The organism is Mycobacterium sp. E796 (genome assembly GCF_001672815.1).
Lineage (GTDB): Bacteria > Actinomycetota > Actinomycetes > Mycobacteriales > Mycobacteriaceae > Mycobacterium.
On sequence record NZ_LZKK01000012.1, the window covers coordinates 23808 to 45906 of the forward strand.

Sequence of the window (22099 nt, forward strand, 5' to 3'; positions counted from 1 at the left end):
CCGGCTAGGTCGTCGGCGATACTGAACCGGTGACTTCCGCGCCGGGTGAGATGACGGACGCCGCTCTCGCCGCCGATCTCGCCGCGGACGCGGGGGAGCTGCTGCTCAAGGTGCGCGACGAAATCGGTTTCGGCCATCCCTGGGCCCTCGGCGACGCGGGGGACAGCCTGGCGAACGCGCTGATCCTGCGCCGGCTGCGGGCCGAGCGGCCCGGCGACGCGGTGCTCAGCGAGGAGGCCTACGACGACCTTTCCCGGGTCAATCACGACCGGGTGTGGATCATCGACCCGCTGGACGGCACCCGCGAGTTCTCCACCCCGGGCCGCGACGACTGGGCGGTCCACATCGCGCTCTGGCAGCGGCCTACTGACGGGCGGCGCGAGATCACCGACGCGGCCGTCTCGCTGCCCGCCCGCGGCAACATGGTGTATCGCAGCGACACCGTGACCGCAGGTGCCGCGCGCACCGGCATCCCGGGGACCATCCGGATCGCGGTCAGCGCCACCCGGCCACCCGCGGTGCTGTATCGCATCCGCCAGACGCTGCACATTCAGCCCGTGGCGATCGGATCGGCCGGCGCCAAGGCGATGGCCGTCATCGACGGCGACGTCGACGCCTATGTGCACGCCGGGGGGCAGTGGGAATGGGACTCGGCGGCCCCGGCCGGGGTGTTGATGGCCGCCGGCATGCATGCCTCGCGGCTGGACGGTTCGCCGCTGCGTTACAACCGGCTCGACCCGTACCTGCCCGACTTCGTCATGTGCCGCGCCGAGCTGGCGCCGATTCTGCTCGGCGCCATCCGCCAGGAATTTCGCTGATCCCGTGCGCGTTTAGAGTCGACGTTATGCAGACGTGGTCTTCCGCACAGGTCCCGGTGCTGCCGGGGCGCGGCCCGGAGCTGCGGTTGTATGACACCTCCGACCGGCAGGTGCGTCCGGTGGCGGCCGGTTCCCGACCTGGTTCCAAGGCCACCATGTACGTCTGCGGCATCACCCCCTACGACGCCACCCACCTCGGTCACGCGGCCACTTACCTCGCCTTCGACCTGGTACACCGGCAGTGGCTGGACCTCGGTCACGACGTGCACTACGTGCAGAACGTCACCGACATCGACGACCCGCTGCTCGAGCGCGCCGAGCGAGACGGCGTCGACTGGCGCGAGCTGGGGGACCGGGAGGTCGCCCTCTTCCGCGAGGACATGACGGCGCTGCGGATACTGCCGCCGCGGGAGTACGTCGGCGCGACCGAGGCGATCGCCGAGGTGGTGGAGCTCGTCGAGAAGATGCTGGCGTCGGGTGCGGCGTATGTCCTCGACGGCGACTACCCCGACGTCTACTACCGGGCGGACGCCACCGTGCAGTTCGGCTACGAGTCCGGCTATGACCGCGACACCATGCTGCAACTGTTCGCCGAGCGCGGCGGCGACCCGGGCCGCCCCGGCAAAACCGACGAACTCGACGCCCTGTTGTGGCGGGCGGCGCGGCCGGGCGAGCCCAGCTGGCCCTCGCCGTTCGGTGCCGGCCGGCCCGGCTGGCACGTGGAATGCGCGGCGATCGCGCTCAGCCGCATCGGCAGCCCCGTGGACATCCAGGGCGGCGGCAGCGACCTGATATTCCCGCATCACGAATTCACCGCCGCCCACGCCGAATGTGTCCGCGGCGAGCGGCGATTCGCCCGCCACTACGTGCACGCCGGGATGATCGGCTGGGACGGGCACAAGATGTCCAAGAGCCGCGGCAACCTGGTCCTGGTGTCGGAGTTGCGCGCGCAGGGTGTCGAACCGGCGGCCATCCGGCTGGGGCTGTTGGCCGGGCACTACCGCGCCGACCGCTCTTGGAGCCGGCAGGTGCTCGACGAGGCGACCGAGCGGCTGGGGCGCTGGCGCGCCGCGACCGCCCTGCCCGCCGCCCCGGACGCCACCGACGTCGTCGCCCGGGTGCGCCGCTACCTGGCCGACGACCTCGATACCCCGAAAGCCCTTGCTGCGCTTGATGGTTGGGCGACCGATGCGCTCGAGTACGGCGGTCACGACGCTGGGGCGCCGGCGTTGGTGGCGACCGCGGTCGACGCGTTGCTCGGGGTAGATCTGTAGGAAGCGCTGTCCCACAGCATCCTGCCCGCGGCATCTGCCCATTTATTGGCGCGCATTCTGTGAGCCGTCTCGTAGCAAGGGTGAACTCCGGATCTTTCGCATGCGCGTGAAGGGCGGTGTTTTCTCAGCATTTATAAATCACGCCCGTGAGCGTCGTCTTTCGGCTCTCTGCACCGTTACCGCAACAGCTACTGGTAAGCCATACTGGTGTTACATACAGTAGGTTGCGAACAGTCTAGTTGGCAACCGCTCCTAGCGCCCTGAGAGGCAAGACCTGTGACTTCATCTCCTGACGGCGCGAAGCGTCGCGTCGCTCACGTCGGCACCGGCATGACGGGCAGCGTCGCGTTGCGCGCAATCATCGACGACCCCGCACTCGAGCTGACCGGGCTCAAGGTGTCCTCCCAGACGAAGGTAGGCACCGATGCCGGTCAACTCTGCGGACGACCCGACGTCGGCATTGTGGCGACTGATGACATGACAGCGATCTTGGACGCTAAGCCCGATTGCATCGCCTACTGCGCGACCGCCGTCCGACGAGAAGACGAGGTCATCGCCGACATCGTCGGCTACCTGGAAGCCGGCATCAACGTCGTCACCATCTCCGCGATCCCCATGGTGTATCCGAAGGCGGCACCGGAAAAGTGGCGCGAACCGATTGAAAACGCTGCGCGTCAAGGTAACTCAACATTCTACGCCACCGGGTGCGAACCCGGCTTCGTCAGCCTCAACCTGCCCACCGCTCTGCTAGCCGGTGCCGGTGTGGTCGACACTTACCGCATGGACGAGTACGCACTCGACCTCGACTTGGCTTACCCGATCTGGGAGGTCTTGCATGAGTCGATGGGATTCGGAAAACCCAACGGCCACATCCCGATTCGCATCGCTGTCGGCAAGGTGAACAACGACTGGGAACCCGTCGTGCGCTATATCGCCGACACACTGGGCGTGGATACCGAGCGGGTAGCGCTGGACTGGGAGACGATCCTCGCCCCGGACGACCTCACCACCGCACTCGGGGTGATCCCGAAGGACACCATTTGCGGTCACCGCTGGCAGCTCGCCGCCATTCAGAACGAACGCCCCGTCGTCTCAGTTCAATACTTCGCCGCGGTGACCTCCACGCCGTGGCCCGACTCTTGGCCGCGCCCAGCGCAACGCGGTCAGGGCGGCATGGTGTTTCGTATCGAAGGAAACCCGAACATGACCCTCGACCTCCATCTGGACCCCGCACCAGGCGACTCCACCAACCCCGGTGTTGCCGCGACGGCGATGGCGGCGATCAACGCCATCCCCGCAGTCATTGACGCCCCGCCCGGACTGCTTGACGTGCCACTGGGCGGCCCGACGATCGTTACCCGCCAGATCCGGCGCTGACACGATGAATCAGCAAATCGGCCGCAGTGGGACGTCGACTACGCGCGCGCGAGCAAGGCCCTACCGCCAGCGTGCGGGGGTGGGCCAAGCTGCCGATCATGACACGATGCACGTCAACGCCGGGTGAGGGGTGCGGGTGCAGGTTGCCAAGCCGCAGCGACAACCAGTCCGACGAGCGCGAGGCTCGCTGACTGCAGATGCGATCGTGGAGACAGCCTTTGCGATAGCAGCGGAGTCCTCAATCGAGGAGCTCAGCATTCCGCTGGTCGCCAAATCGCTGGACGTCGGCGTCACCAGCATCTACTGGCACGTACGCAACAAATCAGAGCTTCTCGACGCCATGACCGACCGCGCGTTGCGCCGCAGCGGATTACCGGCGTTCACCGAGTCGGACGATTGGCGTGAGTCGTTGAAGGCGCACGCACGCGGCGTGCGCCGGACCTTCCTCAGCGATCCGGTGTTGACGGACCTGATCCTCATTCGAGGCGCACTGAGTCCGCTGGCACGACGGCTCGGCGAACAGGAGACGCAGAAAGCGATCGCCAACATGATCGATTGCGGTCTCGACGAGCGGACAGCCCACGACACCTACTCCGCGGTGTCGGAACTCGTTCGAGGGTCAATACTTCTCGCGAGATTGGCGCAAAAGCACAACGCAGTACGGCAGACGGAGTCCGCCGACGAGGGCGGATTCACCAGCGCCCCAGTACCGCCCGACGATCGAGCATTCGAACTTCTTCTGGCGTCCGTGCTCGCCAGCGTTGCTCCATAAACGTTGCTTTCTTGGTCGCCGTGGTCGTGGCGTCTCCGAGCAGGAGCACAACCAGCGACACCGGCATTCGGCCCTGAGTCCAACCCATGGAACGAATTACGTGCGTAGCTCGTCGACGCCACGAAACCGAGAGAGTACGTTTTCGCCCATGATGTCGCTGCACGGCAAAGTCGTCTTCATCACGGGTGGCGCCCGGGGAATCGGGGCCGAGGTCGCCCGTCGGCTGCGCAACAAGGGCGCCAGGCTGGTGCTGACCGACCTCGACAAGGCCGAACTGGCGGCGATCGCCGCCGAACTTGGCGAAGAGCGGGTGCTAACCGCGGTCGCCGACGTGCGCGACCTGCCCGCCATGCAGGCCGTTGCCGCCAAGGCCGTCGAACGCTTCGGCGGCATCGATGTCGTCGTGGCCAACGCCGGCATCGCCAGCTACGGGTCGCTGTTGCACGTCGACCCGGAGGCGGTCAAGCGGGTGCTGGACGTCAACCTGCTCGGCGTCTTCCACACCGTGCGCGCGACGCTGCCGGCCGTGATCGACCGGCGCGGCTACGTGTTGGTGGTTTCGTCGCTGGCCGCATACGCGGCGGCCCCGGGGCTGGCGCCGTACAACGCCACGAAGGCCGGCAACGAAATCCTCGCCAACGCGTTGCGGCTCGAGGTCGCCAACCTCGGCGTGAGCGTCGGTTCGGCGCACATGTCCTGGATCGACACCGCCCTGGTCCGCGACAGCAAGGCCGACATCCCCGCCTTCGGCGAGATGATCGCGAAGCTGCCGTGGCCGCTCAACAAGACCACCACCGTCGATGCGTGCGCGGACGCCCTCGTCAAGGGCATCGAGGGCCGTCCGCGCCGGATCTTTTGCCCGCCGTGGGTCGGGGTGCTGCGCTGGCTCAAACCGGTCCTGCCCAGGGTCACCGAGATTCTTGTCGGCAAGACCACCGCGGAGCTGTTGCCCCGGATGGACGCCGAGGCCGCCGCGCTCGGCCGCTCGCTGTCCGCCTTCAACGTCGAGTCGCTGCGCGAAACGCGCGGGCTCGCAGGCGATTAGGCGATTATTTGCGACGCCGGCGCAGGTAACGCTCGAACTCGGCGGCCAGCGCGTCGCCGTCGATCTTGCCCAGGGCCTCGTTCATGTCGACCTCGGCGTCGCCCCGCTGCTCGAGCGACGACACGTATTCGGCCAGGTCCTCGTCCTCGGCGGCCATCTCGGTGATCGCCTGCTCCCACTCCTCGGCCTGCATCGGCAGGTCACCCAGCGGGACCTCGATGTCGAGGACGTCCTCCACTCGGCGCAGCAGCGCCACGGTCGCCTTCGGGTTCGGCGGGTTCGACACATAGTGCGGCACCGCGGCCCAGAACGTCACCGCGGGGATCCCGGCGGCCACGCAGGCGTCCTGGAACACCCCAGCGATCCCGGTCGGGCCCTCGTAGCGGGTCTCCTCGAGACCGAAGCGTTTCGCCGACTCGGGGGAGTACGCCGCGCCCGAGACGGGCACCGGGCGGGTGTGTGGGGTGTCGGCCAGCAGGGCCCCGAGGATGACGACGGTGTCGACGTTCAGCTTGTCGGCGATGGCCAGCAACTCGGCGCAGAACGTGCGCCAGCGCATGTTGGGCTCCACGCCGTGCATCAAGACGACGTCGCGGTCGCTACCCGGTGGCCGGCAGTGGGTGATCCGCATCGCCGGCCATACCAGCTCCCGGGTGACCCCGTCGATCTGGCGGATGACCGGCCGATTCACCTGGTAGTCGTAGTAGGCCTCGTCGTCGATCTCCACGATCGGGTCGGCCTCCCAGATGGCGTCCAGGTGTTCGAGCGCGTCGCTGGCCGCGTCGCCGGCGTCGTTCCAGCCCTCGAACGCCGCCACGACGATGGTGTTGTGCAGTTCGGGCAGCGCACGGGCTTCCGGGCCACGATCCGGCAGGGTCACAGAATCAGCGTACGGCCTGCCGCAAACCGCCCGCGCAGTTCCGCAAACCTTGCCCGGCAGGGATCTGCCAACCGCCGGACCTATTCCATAGGCCGACTATCCTTGTGGGGTGACTGCCGCCAACGAACACCGCTCGGAAATGCGTTCGGCTGCAAACTGGTTAACTTTGGTAACTATCACGTCGCCGACAAGATCCGCGAGCGGCGACGAGTTGGGCGTCCAGACCTCGATCGGGTGACGACGTAGACTTTTCTGGTCGAGAGGCGTTGCAACGGCTATTTGAGGGCCCCGAGCCCCCGGGTATCCGCCACGCTCGGCAGAGTCAAGGACGCCTTCCGCTACGGAAGGAACGCACGTGAACTCCTCTGAGCCGAAAATCTTCGCGCCGAACATCCGCCCCGACTGCACCGACGAACTGACGGCTGCTCTGCGCCAGCGGATCATGGTGATCGACGGCGCGATGGGCACGGCGATCCAGCGGGACCGGCCGGACGAGGCCGGCTACCGCGGCGACCGGTTCACGGAGTGGCCGACCGCCCTGCAGGGCAACAACGACCTGCTCAACCTGACGCAGCCGCAGATCATCGAGGGGATCCACCGCGAATATCTCGACGCGGGCGCCGACATCCTGGAGACCAACACGTTCAACGCGAACGCGATCTCCCTCTCCGACTACGGCATGCAGGAACTGGCCTACGAGCTGAACTACGCCGGCGCCGCCCTGGCCCGCAAGTCCGCCGACGAGTACAGCACCCCGGAGAAGCCCCGCTACGTCGCCGGCGCCATCGGGCCCACCACGCGGACCGCGTCGATCTCGCCGGACGTCAACGACCCCGGCGCCCGCAACGTCTCCTACGACGAGCTGGTGGCCGCCTACCTCGAAGCCGCCAACGGTCTGGTCGACGGCGGTGTCGACCTGCTCATCATCGAGACGATCTTCGACTCGCTGAACGCCAAGGCGGCGGTGTTCGCCGTCGAGACCCTGTTCGAGGACCGCGGACGCCGCTGGCCGGTGATCATCTCGGGCACCATCACCGACGCGTCCGGGCGCACATTGTCCGGGCAGGTCACCGAGGCGTTCTGGAACTCGATCCGGCACGCGAAGCCCCTCGCGGTCGGCCTCAACTGCGCGCTGGGCGCCCCGGAGATGAGGCCCTACATCGCCGAGGTGTCGCGGATCGCGGACACCTTCGTCTCCTGCTACCCGAACGCCGGCCTGCCCAACGCCTTCGGCGAGTACGACGAGACCCCGGAGCGTCAGGCCGGCTACATCGCGGACTTCGCCGAGGCCGGCCTGGTCAACCTGGTTGGGGGCTGCTGCGGGACGGCGCCGCCGCACATCGCCGAGATCGCCAAGGTTGTCGAGGGCAAGGCGCCACGTGAGGTGCCGCAGATCCCGACGGCGACCCGCCTGTCGGGCCTGGAGCCGCTCAACATCACCGAGGACTCCCTGTTCGTGAACATCGGTGAGCGCACCAACATCACCGGCTCGGCCCGGTTCCGCAACCTGATCAAGGCAGAGGACTACGACAGCGCGCTGTCCGTGGCCCTGCAGCAGGTCGAGGTCGGTGCGCAGGTCATCGACATCAACATGGACGAGGGCATGATCGACGGCGTCGCCGCGATGGACCGGTTCACGAAGCTGATCGCGGCCGAGCCGGACATCAGCCGCGTCCCGGTGATGATCGACTCTTCCAAGTTCGAGGTCATCGAGGCGGGCCTGAAGAACACCCAGGGCAAGCCGATCGTCAACTCGATCTCCCTGAAGGAGGGCGAGGAGAAGTTCGTCCGCGAGGCGCGGCTGTGCCGCAAGTACGGCGCCGCGGTCGTCGTCATGGCCTTCGACGAGCAGGGCCAAGCCGACAACCTGGAGCGCCGCAAACAGATCTGCGGTCGCGCCTATCGGATCCTGACCGAAGAGGTCGGCTTCCCGCCCGAGGACATCATCTTCGACCCGAACTGCTTCGCCCTGGCGACCGGGATCGAGGAGCACGCGTCCTACGGGCTCGACTTCATCGAGGCCTGCGCCTGGATCAAGGAGAACCTCCCGGGAGTGCACATCTCCGGCGGTATCTCGAACGTGTCGTTCTCGTTCCGCGGCAACAACCCCGTCCGCGAGGCGATCCACTCGGTGTTCCTGTTTCACGCCATCAAGGCCGGCCTGGACATGGGCATCGTCAACGCCGGCGCGCTGGTGCCCTACGACTCGATCGATCCCGAGCTGCGGGACCGCATCGAGGACGTCGTCCTGAACCGTCGCGAGGACGCGGCCGAACGGCTGCTGGAGATCGCCGAGCGGTTCAACAGCACGGACAAGGGTGAGGACCCGAAGGCGGCCGAGTGGCGCAGCCTGCCGGTCCGGGAGCGGATCACGCACGCCTTGGTCAAGGGCATCGACGCCCACGTGGACGAGGACACCGAGGAGTTGCGCGCCGAGATCGCCGCCGCGGGTGGTCGCCCGATCGAGGTGATCGAGGGCCCGCTGATGGACGGCATGAACGTCGTCGGCGACCTCTTCGGCTCGGGCAAGATGTTCCTGCCCCAAGTCGTGAAGTCGGCCCGGGTGATGAAGAAGGCCGTTGCGTACCTGCTGCCGTTCATCGAGGCGGAGAAAGAGCAGAACGGAACTGCAGCAGCGAAGGACACCAACGGAACGATCATCATGGCGACCGTGAAGGGTGACGTCCACGACATCGGCAAGAACATCGTCGGAGTTGTCCTGCAGTGCAACAACTTCGAAGTGATCGACCTCGGCGTGATGGTCCCAGCCGAGAAGATCCTGAACGCGGCCAAGGAGCACGACGCCGACATCATCGGGCTGTCCGGCCTGATCACCCCGTCGCTGGACGAGATGGTCAACTTCGCCGCCGAGATGGAGCGCGAGGGGATGGAAATCCCGCTGCTGATCGGTGGTGCGACGACCTCGCGCGCCCACACGGCCGTGAAGGTGGCGCCGCGTCGCAGCGGTCCGGTGGTCTGGGTCAAGGACGCGTCGCGCTCGGTGCCGGTCGCCGCCGCGCTGCTCGACGAGAAGCAGCGTCCGGCGCTGCTGGAGGCCACCGAGAAGGACTACGCGTCGCTGCGCGAACGGCACGCCCAGAAGAACGAGCGGCCGACGCTGACGCTGGAGAAAGCCCGCGCCAACCGGACGCCGATCGACTGGGACGGCTACACGCCGCCGGTCCCGGCCAAGGGCCTCGGAGTACGCGAATTCCCTGACTACGACCTCGCCGAATTGCGCGAATACATCGACTGGCAGCCGTTTTTCAACGCCTGGGAGATGAAGGGCCGGTTCCCCGACATCCTCAACAACCCGACCTCGGGTGAGGCGGCCCGCAAGCTCTACGACGACGCCCAGCAGATGCTCGACACCCTGATCAAGGAGAAGTGGCTGACGGCCAACGGGGTCATCGGCTTCTTCCCGGCGAACGCGGTCGGAGACGACATCGAGGTCTACACCGACGACACCCGTACCGAGGTGCTCACCACCCTGCACAACCTGCGCCAGCAGGGCGAACACCGGGACGGCATCCCGAACCGGTCGCTGGGCGATTACATCGCCCCCAAAGATACGGGTCACCGGGATTACGTCGGCGCCTTCGCGGTCACCGCGGGGCTCGGCAGCCAAGAAAAGATCGCGGAGTTCAAGGCGGCCCTCGACGACTACAGCGCGATCCTGCTGGAGTCGATCGCCGACCGACTGGCGGAGGCGTTCGCCGAACGGATGCACGAACGGGTCCGCAAGGAGTTCTGGGGATACCAGCCGGACGAGCACCTGGACAACGAGGCACTCATCGACGAGAAGTACGTGGGAATCCGCCCCGCCCCCGGCTACCCGGCCTGCCCGGAGCACACCGAAAAGGTGACGCTCTGGAACTTGATGGACGTCAAGGAGCGGACCGGCATCGAGCTCACCGAGTCGATGGCGATGTGGCCCGGCGCCGCCGTCAGCGGCTGGTACTTCTCGCACCCGCAATCGCAGTACTTCGTGGTCGGCCGGATGGCCCAGGACCAGGTCGCCGACTACGCCAAGCGCAAGGGCTGGACCCTGCAAGAAGCCGAACGCTGGCTCGCCCCCAATCTCGGCTACAACCCGGAGGACTAAGCGGTTTATTGTCCGCGAGCGTGCGTTCTGTACGCCGACACGCCGCCGAGCGTGGCAATTTGCGCACCCTCCCGGGCGCGACCGCCCCGCGAAACCGCCGTGACTTCGCCGGCCGGCACGTGGAACAATCGCTGGCCGTGAAGACCTTCGAGGATCTGTTCGCCGAACTCGGCGATCGCGCGCGCACCCGGCCGGCCGGTAGCGCCACGGTCGCGGCGCTGGACGGCGGCATACACGGGCTGGGCAAGAAGATCCTGGAGGAGGCCGGCGAGGTGTGGCTGGCCGCCGAACACGAACCCGACGACGCGCTGGCCGAAGAGATCAGCCAGTTGCTGTACTGGACGCAGGTGCTGATGATCGCGCGCGGACTGTCCCTCGACGACGTCTACCGGAAGCTGTGAGCATGCTGCGCGTTGCGGTTCCCAACAAAGGCACGCTGAGCGAGCCGGCCAGCGAGATCCTCTCGGAGGCCGGCTACCGTCGCCGCACGGATTCCAAGGACCTCACCGTCGTCGACCCCGTCAACCAGGTCGAGTTCTTCTTCCTGCGGCCCAAAGACATTGCGATCTACGTGGGTTCGGGGGAGCTGGATTTCGGCATCACCGGTCGGGACCTGGTGCGCGACTCCGACGCACCGGTGCGCGAGCGCTTGGCGTTGGGTTTTGGGTCGTCGAGCTTCCGCTATGCCGGTCCGGCCGGGCGGGACTGGACGACGGCCGACCTCGCCGGCAAACGGATCGCCACCGCCTACCCGAACCTGGTCCGAAAAAACTTGGCGGAGAAAGGGATTGAGGCCACGGTCATCCGGCTCGACGGCGCGGTGGAGATCTCGGTCCAGCTCGGGGTGGCCGACGCCATCGCCGACGTGGTGGGGTCCGGGCGCACCCTGAGCCTGCACGACCTCGTGGCGTTCGGTGAGCCGCTGTGCGATTCGGAGGCGGTGCTGATCGAGCGCGCCGACGACGACGGCCACGGCGAGACCAAGGCCGTGCGCGATCAGTTGGTCGCGCGGGTCCAGGGGGTGGTGTTCGGCCAGCAATACCTGATGCTCGATTACGACTGCCCGCGTTTGGTGCTGGACAAGGCCACGTCGATCACGCCGGGATTGGAATCGCCCACGATCGCGCCGCTCGCCGATCCGGATTGGGTGGCGATCCGCGCGCTGGTGCCCCGCCGTGGCGTCAACGAGATCATGGACGAGCTCGCCGCCATCGGCGCCAAGGCGATTCTGGCTTCGGACATCAGGTTCTGCCGGTTCTGATCATCGTGCCGCGCCCGCGGCTGTGTTAGCGTCCGCTCTAGGGCTGATGAAAAACCAACGCCCGTTTCTCCGTGGGCTGTCATCCCTTACCCTTGCCGCGCTGCTCGTCCCCCAGGAGGGTCTTCGTGACACACGCGCTTATTCTGCTGCTGGCTCTAGCAATTGGTATCGTCGCCGGGTTGCGTTCCCTGACGGCCCCCGCCGTCGTCGCGTGGGGTGCCTATCTCGGCTGGCTCGACCTGCACGGCACCTGGGCGTCGTGGATGGGCAACATCATCACCGCGATCGTCTTCACGCTTCTCGCCATCGGCGAACTCGTCAACGACAAACTGCCCAAGACGCCGGCCCGCACGGCACCCCCGATCTTCGCTGCGCGGATCATCACGGGCGGGTTGGCGGGCGCCGTGCTGGGCGCGTGGCCGCACTGGACATTCTCCGCGCTCGGCGCGGGCATCATCGGGGCGGTGCTCGGCACCTTCGGCGGCTATCAGGCGCGCAAACGCCTGGCCGCCGTGGCCGGAAAGGACCTGCCGATCGCGCTGCTCGAGGATGCGGTCGCGATCTTGGGCGGGTTCGCCGTCGTCGCGGTGACCGGTCACGTGATAACGGAATACATCCTGACGGCGGTTAAGTGACGGAGCATTTCGACGCGATCATCGTCGGCGCCGGGCAGGCCGGCCCTCCGCTGGCGGGCCGGCTGACCGCGGCCGGGCAGCGCGTCGCGATCATCGAGCGCAAGCTCGTCGGCGGCACCTGCGTCAACACCGGATGCATCCCGACCAAGACCCTGGTGGCCAGCGCGCACGCCGCCCACTTGGCCAGGCGCGGCGCCGAATACGGCGTGGGGACCGGCCCGATCAGCGTCGACATGGCAAAAGTCAAGGCGCGCAAAGACGACATCATGCTCAGCGACCGCAAGGGCGTCGAAAGCTGGCTCGAGGGCATGGACGGCTGCACCCTGATTCGCGGTCACGCCCGCTTCACCGACCCGCACACGATTTCAGTTAACGGTGACCTGCTGCACGGTGAGCGAATCTTCCTCAACGTCGGCGGGCGTGCCGTGGTGCCCGCCATCCCGGGCCTCGCCGACGTCGACTACCTCACCAACGTGTCGATCCTCGAACTCGACACGCTGCCATCGCATCTCGTCATCGTCGGCGGCAGCTACATCGCGCTGGAGTTCGCGCAGATGTACCGGCGCTTCGGGGCGCAGGTGACCGTGGTCGAGCGCGGCCCGCGGCTGGCGGGCCGCGAGGACGAGGACGTCTCCGCCACGGTCAGGGAGATCCTGCAGGCCGAGGGCATCGACATCGTCATCGGCGCCGACGACGTGCGAATCACCAAGACCGCCAACGGATTTGAACTCACGCCGCGGGCCGGTGCCGAGCCCATCGCCGGGAGCCACCTGCTGATGGCGGTGGGACGGCGCCCCAACACCGACGACCTCGGTCTCGACGCCGCCGGCGTGCAGACCGAACGCGGCTACATCGTCGTCGACGACCAGCTCAAGACCAGCGTCGACCACATCTGGGCGATGGGCGACTGCAACGGCAAGGGCGCCTTCACCCACACGTCGTACAACGATTTCGAGATCGTCGCCGCCAACCTGCTGGACAACGACCCCCGCCGGGTGAGCGACCGCATCACCACCTACGCGCTCTACATCGACCCGCCGCTGGGGCGCGCGGGCATGACCGTCAGCCAGGTTCGCGCGTCCGGCCGCAAGGCGTTGGTCGGCAAGCGGCCGATGACGCGCGTCGGCCGGGCGGTGGAAAAGGGTGAGACGCAAGGCTTTATGAAGGTGGTGGTGGACGCCGAAACCGACGAGATCCTGGGCGCGGCCATCCTCGGCGTCGGTGGCGACGAGGCGATCCACGCCATCCTGGACGTCATGTCGGCCGGGGCGCCCTACACGACGCTCTCGCGCACGATGCACATCCACCCGACGGTCAGCGAGCTGATTCCCACGATGCTGCAGGAGATGTCGCCGCTCGAATGACCCTAGTGGCGATCGCAAGCGCGGCGTAGCCGGGCGCGGCGGGTCGCCACCATCGATTGACCGGCCGACCTACGGCGCTTTGGCGTACCTGCGCACGACGTCGTCCTCGCCGAACGAGCTTGTGTGCTGCTGGCCCTGAGCGTCGCGGCCGAAAAAGGTCCACCGCTGCGGGCTTGTCTGCGGCCCGCTGATGATCTTGACCGTATACCGAAGCTCGGTGCGGTTCGCCGTGCCGATCACGTCGCCGACGCGAACCTTCGAAGGGTGAATCTGCTGTTCGGCCATGAGTTCCCTATTGGTGGGTAGTCGTTGCGGGGCGTCGAGATCGGCGGCGCCTGCTACGCGCCCCGGAGGGGCGGTGGGAGGGGACCGTGACGGGCTGGCGATGCTGGCGGGTCGCCGCCGCAACGGGCGCGACGGCGGTGCGGGGCGCAGGATCACCGACGAGGGCGTGGATGGCGGGGGAGGCCGCGCTGACCGTTTGGGGCACCGCGCGAATGGCCGCCTTGCGCATCATCGACTCGGTTTCCCGCCGCTGCTCGGGCAGCACGATGGTGACGACGTCGCCGGAGGCGCCGGCCCGGGCCGTGCGGCCGGACCTGTGCAGGTAGGCCTTGTGCTCGGCGGGCGGGTCGACGTGCACCACCAGTTCGATGTTGTCCACGTGCACGCCGCGGGCGGCGATGTCGGTCGCCACCAGCACCCGGGCGTGGCCGGCGGCGAAGGCCGCCAGGTTGCGGTCGCGCGCGGGTTGCGACAGGTTGCCGTGCAGCTCGACCGACGCGATGCCCGACTGGGTGAGCTGGCGGGCCAGCTTTCGCGCCTGATGCTTGGTCCGCATGAAGAGGATTCGCCGGGAGTCTCCCGCGGCCAACCGGTGCACCAACTCCTTCTTGGCTTGGACCCCGTCGACGCAGAAGAGGTGATGCGTCATCTCCGGAGCCGATGACGTCGCTTCGACCACCGACCGCGTCACCGGATCGGTGAGGAATCGCTTGACCAAGGTGTCGACGGCGCCGTCCAGCGTGGCCGAAAACAGCATCCGCTGGCCGACGGCAGGGGTGGCCGCCAGGATGCGGGTGACGGTCGGGAGAAAACCGAGGTCGGCCATGTGGTCGGCTTCGTCGATGACCGTGACCTGGACGGCGTCCAGGCTGACCACGCGTTGTTTCATCAGGTCGTCGAGGCGGCCCGGGCAGGCCACGACGATGTCGATGCCCGCCCTCAGCGCCGCGGCTTGCCTATTCTGCGAGACGCCGCCGAAGATCGTGGCAACGCGCAGGCCTCGCACCTTGGCGAGGGGCTGGATGGTCGCGGCGATCTGGGTCGCCAGCTCGCGGGTGGGCGCCAGCACCAGCCCGGTGGGCCGGCCCGGTTGCCGGTTGGCTGGATCAAGCCGGGTGACCAGGGGAATCGAGAACGCGAGCGTCTTGCCGCTACCGGTCTTGCCGCGGCCCAGGACGTCGCGGCCGGCGAGCGTGTCCGGCAGCGTCTGCACTTGTATGGGAAATGGGTGGTGGACGCCCCGCGCGGCGAGCGCGTCGACCAGTGGCGGGCTCACGCCAAGGTGAGCAAAGGTGTTGTCTTCCAGCATGTTTCGATGTCCCTAAAGCTTCGATGGAGACGAGATTGCCGGTTTGGCAATATCGGTCGCCGCGACTCGAGCTTCCGCAGGTGCGCCTGGTCATCTTGGACTCGGCGCCCCGGAGGGGATCTGAGCAAAGAAAACAAAGAATCGATCACGACTCGTCGGCAACCCACTGGGTCGCCGACGCTTTAGACAGGGTACCGCACTTGCGGGTGATTTCGCGTTTCGGACGGTTTTTCGCGCGCTCGATGCCTCATGCGGCCGGTTCGGTGGGATGCGAGATCGGTTGCGCCGCAGCGACATCGGGCCAACCCGGGTAGGGCGGTGGCGTTCCGCCGAAGGTCGGGCAGTGCTGCTGGTGGGGGCACCACTCGCACAACCGCGACGGGCTGGGGCGGAAATCGCCCGTCGGCGCCGCCGACTGGATGGCGCGCCAGATCGCCATCAGCGTCTTCTCGAAGCGCAGCAGCTCGTCGTGGTCGGGCGCGTAGTCCAGCACCTGGCCGTCGGCCAGGTAGATGATGCGGAGCCGGGTGGGCAGCACGCCGCGGGAACGCAGCAGGGCCACCGCGTAGAACTTCATCTGGAACATCGCCTTGAACTCGGCCAGCGCCCGCGCTTCGGGCGGCGCCTTGCCGGTCTTGTAGTCCACCACCCGCAGCTCGCCGGTGGCCGCGACGTCGATCCGGTCGATGAAGCCGCGCAGCAACGTGCCGTCGGCGAGTTCGACCTCGACGCGCTCTTCGCAGCTCTGCGGGTCGAACCGGGTCGGGTCCTCCAGGCGGTAGTAGCCGGTGAGCAACGCGCGGCCCTCCGCAAGCAGTTCGGTTCGCTGTTCGGGGTCGATGTCGCTGGCCAGCTCGGGCTCGGCTGCGATGACCCGGTCCCACGCGGGCTCCAACAGCGACGTGGCAGTGTCGGGGCCGCGCATCGCGGCCGGCAGGCCGTAGAGCTGCTCCAGCGCGGCGTGCACCACCGAACCGCGCAGCTGCGCGGTCGACGGCGCCTCGGGCAGCCGGTCGATCGCCCGGAAGCGGTACAGCAACGGGCATTGCTTGAAGTCCGCGGCGCGCGACGGCGACAGAGCCGGTTTGGAAGCCGGCCTGGCGCGTCCCTCCGGCTGGTCCGTCATGTGCGCAGCCTAGGACCGGGCGCCGACAACCCCCAAGCACCGGCCGCGGCGCGTCGGCTGGCACGCTAGACGGCGTGTCCGCGACCGGCCCATTCACCGTTGGCGAACGCGTCCAACTCACCGACGCCAAGGGCCGGCACTACACGATGTCGCTCACCCCCGGCGCGGAGTTCCACACCCACCGCGGGTCGATACCGCACGACGCCGTGATCGGGCTCGAGCAGGGCAGCGTGGTCAAATCCAGCAACGGCGCCGATTACCTGGTGCTGCGCCCGCTGCTCATTGACTACCTGATGTCGATGCCCCGCGGTCCGCAGGTGATCTACCCCAAGGACGCCGCCCAGATCCTGCACGAGGGCGACATCTTCCCGGGCGCCCGGGTGCTGGAGGCCGGGGCCGGATCCGGCGCGCTGACCTGCTCGCTGCTGCGCGCCGTCGGGCCCGACGGGCGGGTGGTCTCCTACGAGCAGCGCGCCGACCACGCCGAACACGCCCGGCGCAACGTCTCGGTGTTTTTCGACGGCGAACCGGACAACTGGCAACTGATCGTCAGCGACCTCATGGACTCCGACCTGCCCGACGGCTCCTTCGACCGCGCCGTGCTCGACATGCTCGCGCCCTGGGAGGTGCTCGACGCGGCGGCGCGCCTGTTGATAGCCGGCGGGGTGTTGATGATCTACGTCGCCACGGTCACCCAGCTGTCGCGAACCGTGGAGGCGCTGCGGGCCCAGCAGTGCTGGACCGAGCCGCGGTCCTGGGAGACGCTGCAACGCGGCTGGAACGTCGTCGGGCTGGCCGTGCGGCCGCAGCACTCGATGCGCGGGCACACGGCGTTCCTGATATTCACCCGACGGCTCGCCCCGGGCGTCGTCGCCCCGGCGCCGCTGGGCCGCAAGCGCCCGGGCCGCGACGGCTAGGACTAGTCGTCACTCCTGGTCAGGCCCCGCCGCACCGACAGCAGCTCGAACTCGGGGCGCGCCGCCACCAGGCGTTCGGCCGCGTCCAGCACGTCGACGGCGTGGCGGCGGTCGCCGGACACCAAGGCCACGCCGATGCCCGCCCGCCGGTACAGCTCCTGCGCGCCGGTTTCGGCGGCCGACACGGCGAACTTGCGCTGCAGCTCCGCCACGACGGGCCGGATGACCGACCGCTTCTGTTTGAGTGATCGCACCCCAAGCTCCGGGCCCAGCAACACGTCGAACTCGAGCCAGCCGATCCACATCGCGGCTAGCCCGTGGGAGTCGGCAGGGGCGGGGCCGGAGCGGGCGCCGGGCTGGGGGCAGGCGCGGGAGGTGTCGTGCTGGTGGCCGAGTTGCCCAGTGCCAGCAGCATTTCCGCGGTCCGGCGTGAGAGCTGCCATCCGCCTTGGAACGGGGTGAACTCCATCGGGAAGGTGAAGTTGCCGTTGTTCGCCTGGGCGGTCTTGACGGTCACGGTGGCCATCACGTGCGACGGATTCTTGTCCGACCAGGCGACGTCGTTGGCCGCGAAGGTCATCGGCAGGTAACCGTTGTCCCGCAGCGCGTTGGTGAACTTGTCCAGGGTGGCCGCGCTGTCGGGTGTCGCGCCCTCGACGAGGTTCACCTTGTTGATGCCTGGGACGTTCGGATCGGCGAGCCGGTTCAGGACGTCGATCAGGGCGTCGGGCGGGGGCAACGGAGCGGTCGGGGGAGCCGCGACGATCAGCGGGGTTGACGTCACCGGGACCGCAGAGGAGGACGACGTGACGACCTTGGTTCCGGTGTGCGCGCAGCCGGCCAGCCCGACCGCCGCCACCGCCGCGACGGCACTCAGCGCAACGGTCAAGCGTCGGTGCATAAGGTTCGTTCTGTGTCTAGGCGATCGGGCCCGCCGTCGGGCCAACGGGTGCAAGGGAAGTCACACCGGGCCCGGCACGCCGGAGAAGGCGGTGCCGGCGGAGCCGGTGGCAAGGGCTTTTAAGGCCACGGCTGTCCTTTCGCTCGGCAAGATTCGTGGCAGAGATTACCAGTGGAACCAAAGTCTTAACTTTTCGTGAGCATTTGACTCCGCACATCAACCGGCAATCGCCGGTAGCGTTGAAGTACCACCGCACATTTCGGGGCGGGAAAGGAGCGCAACATGGGTGACTCAGAGCGTTCTGAAGCATTCGGCAATGCCCGTGAAACTGGCATGTCCAGCGGCGATGCTGCCGAATTGGAACAGTTACGCCGTGAGGCAGCGGTGCTGCGCGAGCAACTCGACCATGCGGTCGGGTCGGCAGGCGGCACACGATCCGCACGCGACGTGCACCAACTCGAGGCTCGCATCGACTCCCTCGCGGCGCGTAACTCGAAGTTAATGGAAACCCTCAAAGAGGCCCGGCAGCAACTGTTGGCGCTGCGCGAAGAGGTCGACCGGCTGGGTCAGCCGCCCAGTGGCTACGGCGTCCTGTTGGGGGCGCACGACGACGAAACGGTCGACGTGTTCACCTCGGGTCGCAAGATGCGCCTGACGTGCTCGCCCAACATCGAGGTCGGTTCGCTGCGCAAGGGCCAGACGGTCCGGCTCAACGAGGCCCTGACCGTCGTCGAGGCCGGCACGTTCGAATCGGTCGGCGAGATCTCCACGTTGCGCGAGGTGCTGAACGACGGTCACCGCGCGTTGGTCGTCGGCCACGCCGACGAGGAGCGCATCGTGTGGCTGGCCGAGCCGCTGGTCGCCGAGGACCTGCCGGAGGGCCACCCCGACGCGCTCAACGACGACAGCCGCCCGCGCAAGCTGCGTCCCGGTGACTCCCTGCTGGTCGACACCAAAGCCGGTTACGCCTTCGAGCGCATCCCCAAGGCCGAGGTCGAAGACCTGGTGCTGGAAGAGGTGCCCGACGTCAGCTACCAGGACATCGGCGGCCTGACGCGCCAGATCGAGCAGATCCGCGACGCCGTCGAGCTGCCGTTCCTGCACAAGGAGCTCTACCGCGAGTACGCGCTGCGCCCGCCCAAGGGTGTGTTGCTCTACGGCCCGCCCGGTTGCGGTAAGACCCTGATCGCCAAGGCGGTCGCGAACTCGTTGGCCAAGAAGATGGCCGAGGTGCGCGGCGACGATGCCCGCGAGGCGAAGTCGTACTTCCTCAACATCAAGGGTCCCGAGCTGCTCAACAAGTTCGTCGGCGAGACCGAGCGGCACATCCGCCTGATCTTCCAGCGGGCCCGCGAGAAGGCGTCGGAAGGGACGCCGGTGATCGTCTTCTTCGACGAGATGGATTCGATCTTCCGCACCCGCGGCACCGGGGTCTCCTCGGACGTCGAGACGACGGTGGTGCCGCAGCTGCTCAGCGAGATCGACGGTGTGGAGGGCCTCGAGAACGTCATCGTCATCGGCGCCTCCAACCGCGAGGACATGATCGATCCCGCGATCCTGCGGCCCGGCCGGCTCGACGTGAAGATCAAGATCGAGCGCCCGGATGCCGAAGCGGCGCAAGACATCTTCTCGAAGTACCTGACCGAGACGCTGCCGCTGCACGCCGACGACCTCACCGAGTTCGACGGCGACCGCTCGGCCTGCATCAAGGCGATGATCGAAAAGGTCGTCGAGCGCATGTACGCCGAGATCGACGACAACCGGTTCCTGGAGGTCACCTACGCCAACGGTGACAAGGAAGTCATGTACTTCAAGGACTTCAACTCCGGGGCGATGATCCAGAACGTCGTCGACCGGGCGAAGAAGAACGCGATCAAGTCGGTGCTGGAGACCGGTCAGCCCGGTCTGCGCATACAGCACCTGCTCGACTCGATCGTCGACGAGTTCGCCGAGAACGAGGACCTGCCCAACACCACCAACCCCGATGACTGGGCGCGGATTTCGGGCAAGAAGGGCGAGCGGATCGTCTACATCCGCACCCTGGTCACGGGCAAGTCGTCGAGCGCGTCCCGGGCCATCGACACCGAGTCGAACCTGGGCCAGTACCTGTAGCGAGGCCGTGCGGCCGCACCCTGGCGCACGTCTCGGCGCGGCGGGCCTAGGTCTCGAGCGAGTAGCTGTTGGTCAGGTTGTCCTGGAGCACCTGCGCCGCCTCGGTTCGGGTGTCCACGCGCAGCTCCTCGGTGAGCACGCGCGGCTGATAGCTCCACCCGTCGGGCAGCTCGAGCCGGCTCGCCAGCCCAGGCAGGTCTTCCCGCTTGAGGTTCGGGTCGGTGACCTGGCTCCAGGTCTGCATGACCCAGCGTTTCCCGTGGGGATCGATGAGTTCGTAGACCTCTTCGCCGGCGTTGAACACGAAAACCGTGTGGCGGCTCACCTTGTTCACGCTGAACGGCGCGGGGTTCATCGACGACAGCAGGACGGTGGCCTGCAGGATCATCTCGATGCCCCCGAAGTTCTTCGTCACTTGCGGGCCCTGCCGCTCCTTTTCGATGGAGTTCATCAGCCAATAGCGGGGGCCGTTCAGCAGGGCGGCGGCCGCGCCGTTCTCGGCGGCGATCGCGTGGGGGTCCAGCGCCGACCACAGCTCGGCGGGACAGTCGTTGAGCGGGAAGCTGTTGTAAACCGACGCCTGCGGGCCGGCCTCGCCGGGAGTCACGAGAAGCACTTCCCCGTAACGCTTCCCGGCAAGGTCGCCTACCGGTTCGTCCACTTCCTCTTCGGCGCGGTGGCGAGACACCCTGTGAAATTAATCACTGCCCTGGTCGGCGTCAACTTCACACGCCGGTGCGGCCACCGCGCCGCGGTAGCGGTTGCGCGCGATCAGGGTCGTGTGCAAGTCGTCGATGAGCGGGTCGAGAAACGTCGACCGGTATTCGGCGTCGCCGGCCGCGCGGGCGCTGATGTACATGAACGTCAGCGCGCCGAGGAACAACGCCATGTGGATCAGCGAATCGGGCACCGGCAGCGTGAATCCCAGCACAGTCGCGGTGCTCGTGTAGGTGTGGGTCCATTCGTTGAGCAGCGACGGGCTGAGCACGATCAGCCCGAGGATCAGGTAGATGGTGGCCGTGACCACCGCGACCACCAGGATCTGAGCCAGCTGCGAGGCCGCCAGCACGAAGATGACGTTGAGCCGTTCGGCTCGTTTCAGCGGTGCGCAGTCGGGCGTATCCGGCATGGCCGCGAAGGGCGTGTCGGCGAGAACTGCGGTCTCGGTGGGCAGCGTCGCCGTCGACCGCAGCATCGGCCGGGCCCGGTCGCGGGTGGCGGAGACGACGAAGGCCGCGGCGATCGAAACGAGGAATGCCATTGCCAGCCCCAGCCGTTCCCCGCTGATCGTCGCCGCCATCAGCCAGACGTAGGTGTTGAAGAACACCAAGGCGGTCAGCAGCACGACGGGCAGGGCCCGCACCGCCAGGGGCCCGACCATCGTCAGGTGCGACAGCATCATGCGCACCGCCCACCCGACGACCGACCCGATGCCGCAGCCGGTCAGGACCAGCACCGCGGCCACCACGACGGCTTCCTGAGCCAGTTGCGCGGGGCCGCCCACGATGGTTCCGACGCAGGCCACGACGACCACCGCGACCGTCGACACGGCCGCGCGGGTGCGGCCGCTGCGTGACCGCGAAACCAGCCAGCCCACGACGGCCATCAGCGGAAGGGCGAGCCCGATGATCGTCAGCAGGATCACTTCGGAGGTTGTCGGCTCCCCGTTGATATGGACGTCGCGGCCACCGGTGATCAGGTAGATGGGCAGGACGCAGGCCTGCAGCGCCGCGTACGCCGCCAGCATGGGGGCCGACCGCGGCCAGAGCCGCCGCCAGCGCGACCGCCTCGTCAGCACCGACGGCAAACCCCGGTTCAGGAACCAGCTTTCGGCCGCGGCATTCGCCGTCTTGCGCGAGGGGCGAAGGGAACGCTCCATGCGGGCAAACCTAGCGGCACCGCGCCGCCAGCTGGCGCT

The 22099-nt window shown here is 67.6% G+C and carries 20 protein-coding genes; 12 read left to right on the forward strand and 8 right to left on the reverse strand.

Translation table 11 applies throughout. The features are described 5' to 3' along the window. The first annotated feature begins 50 nt into the window (after positions 1 to 50). The 5 genes from A5706_RS00705 (at position 51) to A5706_RS00725 (ending at position 5286) form a co-directional block, all read left to right on the forward strand. Entirely contained in the window at positions 51 to 818 is a 768-nt protein-coding gene (locus tag A5706_RS00705; protein WP_068126059.1) for a 3'(2'),5'-bisphosphate nucleotidase CysQ, read from the forward strand. Positions 819 to 844: 26 nt separating this feature from the next. Beyond that, a complete protein-coding gene (gene mshC, locus A5706_RS00710) occupies positions 845 to 2092 on the forward strand; it encodes a cysteine--1-D-myo-inosityl 2-amino-2-deoxy-alpha-D-glucopyranoside ligase (protein WP_068126062.1) in 1248 nt (415 codons plus the stop codon). A gap of 459 nt (positions 2093 to 2551) precedes the next feature. Continuing rightward, positions 2552 to 3469 carry a dihydrodipicolinate reductase gene (locus A5706_RS00715; protein ID WP_068126115.1) on the forward strand — a complete coding sequence of 306 codons (918 nt, stop codon included), beginning with the start codon at positions 2552 to 2554 and terminating at the stop codon, positions 3467 to 3469. Between the two features lie 136 nt (positions 3470 to 3605). Further along, the gene (locus A5706_RS00720) at positions 3606 to 4241 is read left to right on the forward strand and encodes a TetR/AcrR family transcriptional regulator (RefSeq protein ID WP_197517713.1); all 636 of its coding nucleotides are present in this window, start codon (positions 3606 to 3608) and stop codon (positions 4239 to 4241) included. A 148-nt stretch (positions 4242 to 4389) separates the two neighbouring features. After that, positions 4390 to 5286 carry an SDR family oxidoreductase gene (locus A5706_RS00725; protein ID WP_068126067.1) on the forward strand — a complete coding sequence of 299 codons (897 nt, stop codon included), beginning with the start codon at positions 4390 to 4392 and terminating at the stop codon, positions 5284 to 5286. A 4-nt stretch (positions 5287 to 5290) separates the two neighbouring features. On the opposite strand, the gene A5706_RS00730 is transcribed toward A5706_RS00725, so the two are convergent. Beyond that, positions 5291 to 6160, reverse strand: coding sequence for a PAC2 family protein (locus A5706_RS00730; RefSeq protein ID WP_173817410.1), 870 nt, complete (start codon positions 6158 to 6160; stop codon positions 5291 to 5293). Between the two features lie 361 nt (positions 6161 to 6521). On the opposite strand from A5706_RS00730, the gene metH reads away from it, so the two are divergent. From metH to A5706_RS00755, 5 genes are all read left to right on the forward strand, one after another. Then, positions 6522 to 10271: a methionine synthase gene (gene metH, locus A5706_RS00735; RefSeq protein ID WP_068126069.1), complete on the forward strand. Its 3750-nt coding sequence runs from the start codon at positions 6522 to 6524 to the stop codon at positions 10269 to 10271. A gap of 119 nt (positions 10272 to 10390) precedes the next feature. After that, on the forward strand, positions 10391 to 10672 hold the full coding sequence (locus tag A5706_RS00740; protein ID WP_068126071.1) for a phosphoribosyl-ATP diphosphatase: 282 nt from the start codon (positions 10391 to 10393) through the stop codon (positions 10670 to 10672). 2 nt (positions 10673 to 10674) lie between these two features. Continuing rightward, a complete protein-coding gene (gene hisG, locus A5706_RS00745) occupies positions 10675 to 11532 on the forward strand; it encodes an ATP phosphoribosyltransferase (protein ID WP_068126074.1) in 858 nt (285 codons plus the stop codon). Positions 11533 to 11657: 125 nt separating this feature from the next. Further along, positions 11658 to 12167, forward strand: coding sequence for a DUF4126 domain-containing protein (locus A5706_RS00750; RefSeq protein WP_068126076.1), 510 nt, complete (start codon positions 11658 to 11660; stop codon positions 12165 to 12167). Then, complete coding sequence (locus A5706_RS00755) at positions 12164 to 13531, forward strand: FAD-containing oxidoreductase (protein ID WP_068126078.1); 1368 nt, start codon at positions 12164 to 12166, stop codon at positions 13529 to 13531. The genes A5706_RS00750 and A5706_RS00755 overlap by 4 nt, the downstream gene beginning before the upstream one ends. A gap of 69 nt (positions 13532 to 13600) precedes the next feature. Here A5706_RS00755 and A5706_RS00760 read toward each other — a convergent pair whose 3' ends face one another. The 3 genes from A5706_RS00760 to A5706_RS00770 all read right to left on the reverse strand — a co-directional run bounded on the left by A5706_RS00760 (position 13601) and on the right by A5706_RS00770 (position 16251). Next, entirely contained in the window at positions 13601 to 13816 is a 216-nt protein-coding gene (locus tag A5706_RS00760; RefSeq protein ID WP_068126080.1) for a hypothetical protein, read from the reverse strand. 7 nt (positions 13817 to 13823) lie between these two features. Continuing rightward, positions 13824 to 15125, reverse strand: a complete 1302-nt coding sequence (locus A5706_RS00765; RefSeq protein ID WP_068126082.1) for a DEAD/DEAH box helicase — start codon at positions 15123 to 15125, stop codon at positions 13824 to 13826. 247 nt (positions 15126 to 15372) lie between these two features. Beyond that, a complete protein-coding gene (locus A5706_RS00770) occupies positions 15373 to 16251 on the reverse strand; it encodes a RecB family exonuclease (RefSeq protein WP_068126084.1) in 879 nt (292 codons plus the stop codon). A 74-nt stretch (positions 16252 to 16325) separates the two neighbouring features. On the opposite strand from A5706_RS00770, the gene trmI reads away from it, so the two are divergent. Continuing rightward, on the forward strand, positions 16326 to 17168 hold the full coding sequence (trmI, locus tag A5706_RS00775; RefSeq protein WP_068126085.1) for a tRNA (adenine(58)-N(1))-methyltransferase TrmI: 843 nt from the start codon (positions 16326 to 16328) through the stop codon (positions 17166 to 17168). Between the two features lie 2 nt (positions 17169 to 17170). On the opposite strand, the gene A5706_RS00780 is transcribed toward trmI, so the two are convergent. Together A5706_RS00780 and A5706_RS00785 are read right to left on the reverse strand one after the other, a co-directional pair. Further along, the gene (locus tag A5706_RS00780) at positions 17171 to 17473 is read right to left on the reverse strand and encodes a DUF503 domain-containing protein (RefSeq protein ID WP_068126087.1); all 303 of its coding nucleotides are present in this window, start codon (positions 17471 to 17473) and stop codon (positions 17171 to 17173) included. Positions 17474 to 17478: 5 nt separating this feature from the next. Then, positions 17479 to 18069, reverse strand: a complete 591-nt coding sequence (locus A5706_RS00785) for a hypothetical protein (protein ID WP_068126089.1) — start codon at positions 18067 to 18069, stop codon at positions 17479 to 17481. Between the two features lie 282 nt (positions 18070 to 18351). Here A5706_RS00785 and arc point away from each other — a divergent pair, with 282 nt between their 5' ends. Then, positions 18352 to 20181, forward strand: coding sequence for a proteasome ATPase (gene arc, locus A5706_RS00790; protein ID WP_068126091.1), 1830 nt, complete (start codon positions 18352 to 18354; stop codon positions 20179 to 20181). 46 nt (positions 20182 to 20227) lie between these two features. Here arc and A5706_RS00795 read toward each other — a convergent pair whose 3' ends face one another. After that, positions 20228 to 20842: a hypothetical protein gene (locus A5706_RS00795; RefSeq protein ID WP_156766895.1), complete on the reverse strand. Its 615-nt coding sequence runs from the start codon at positions 20840 to 20842 to the stop codon at positions 20228 to 20230. 36 nt (positions 20843 to 20878) lie between these two features. Next, a complete protein-coding gene (locus A5706_RS00800; protein ID WP_082964110.1) occupies positions 20879 to 22060 on the reverse strand; it encodes a hypothetical protein in 1182 nt (393 codons plus the stop codon). Between the last annotated feature and the right edge of the window lie 39 nt (positions 22061 to 22099).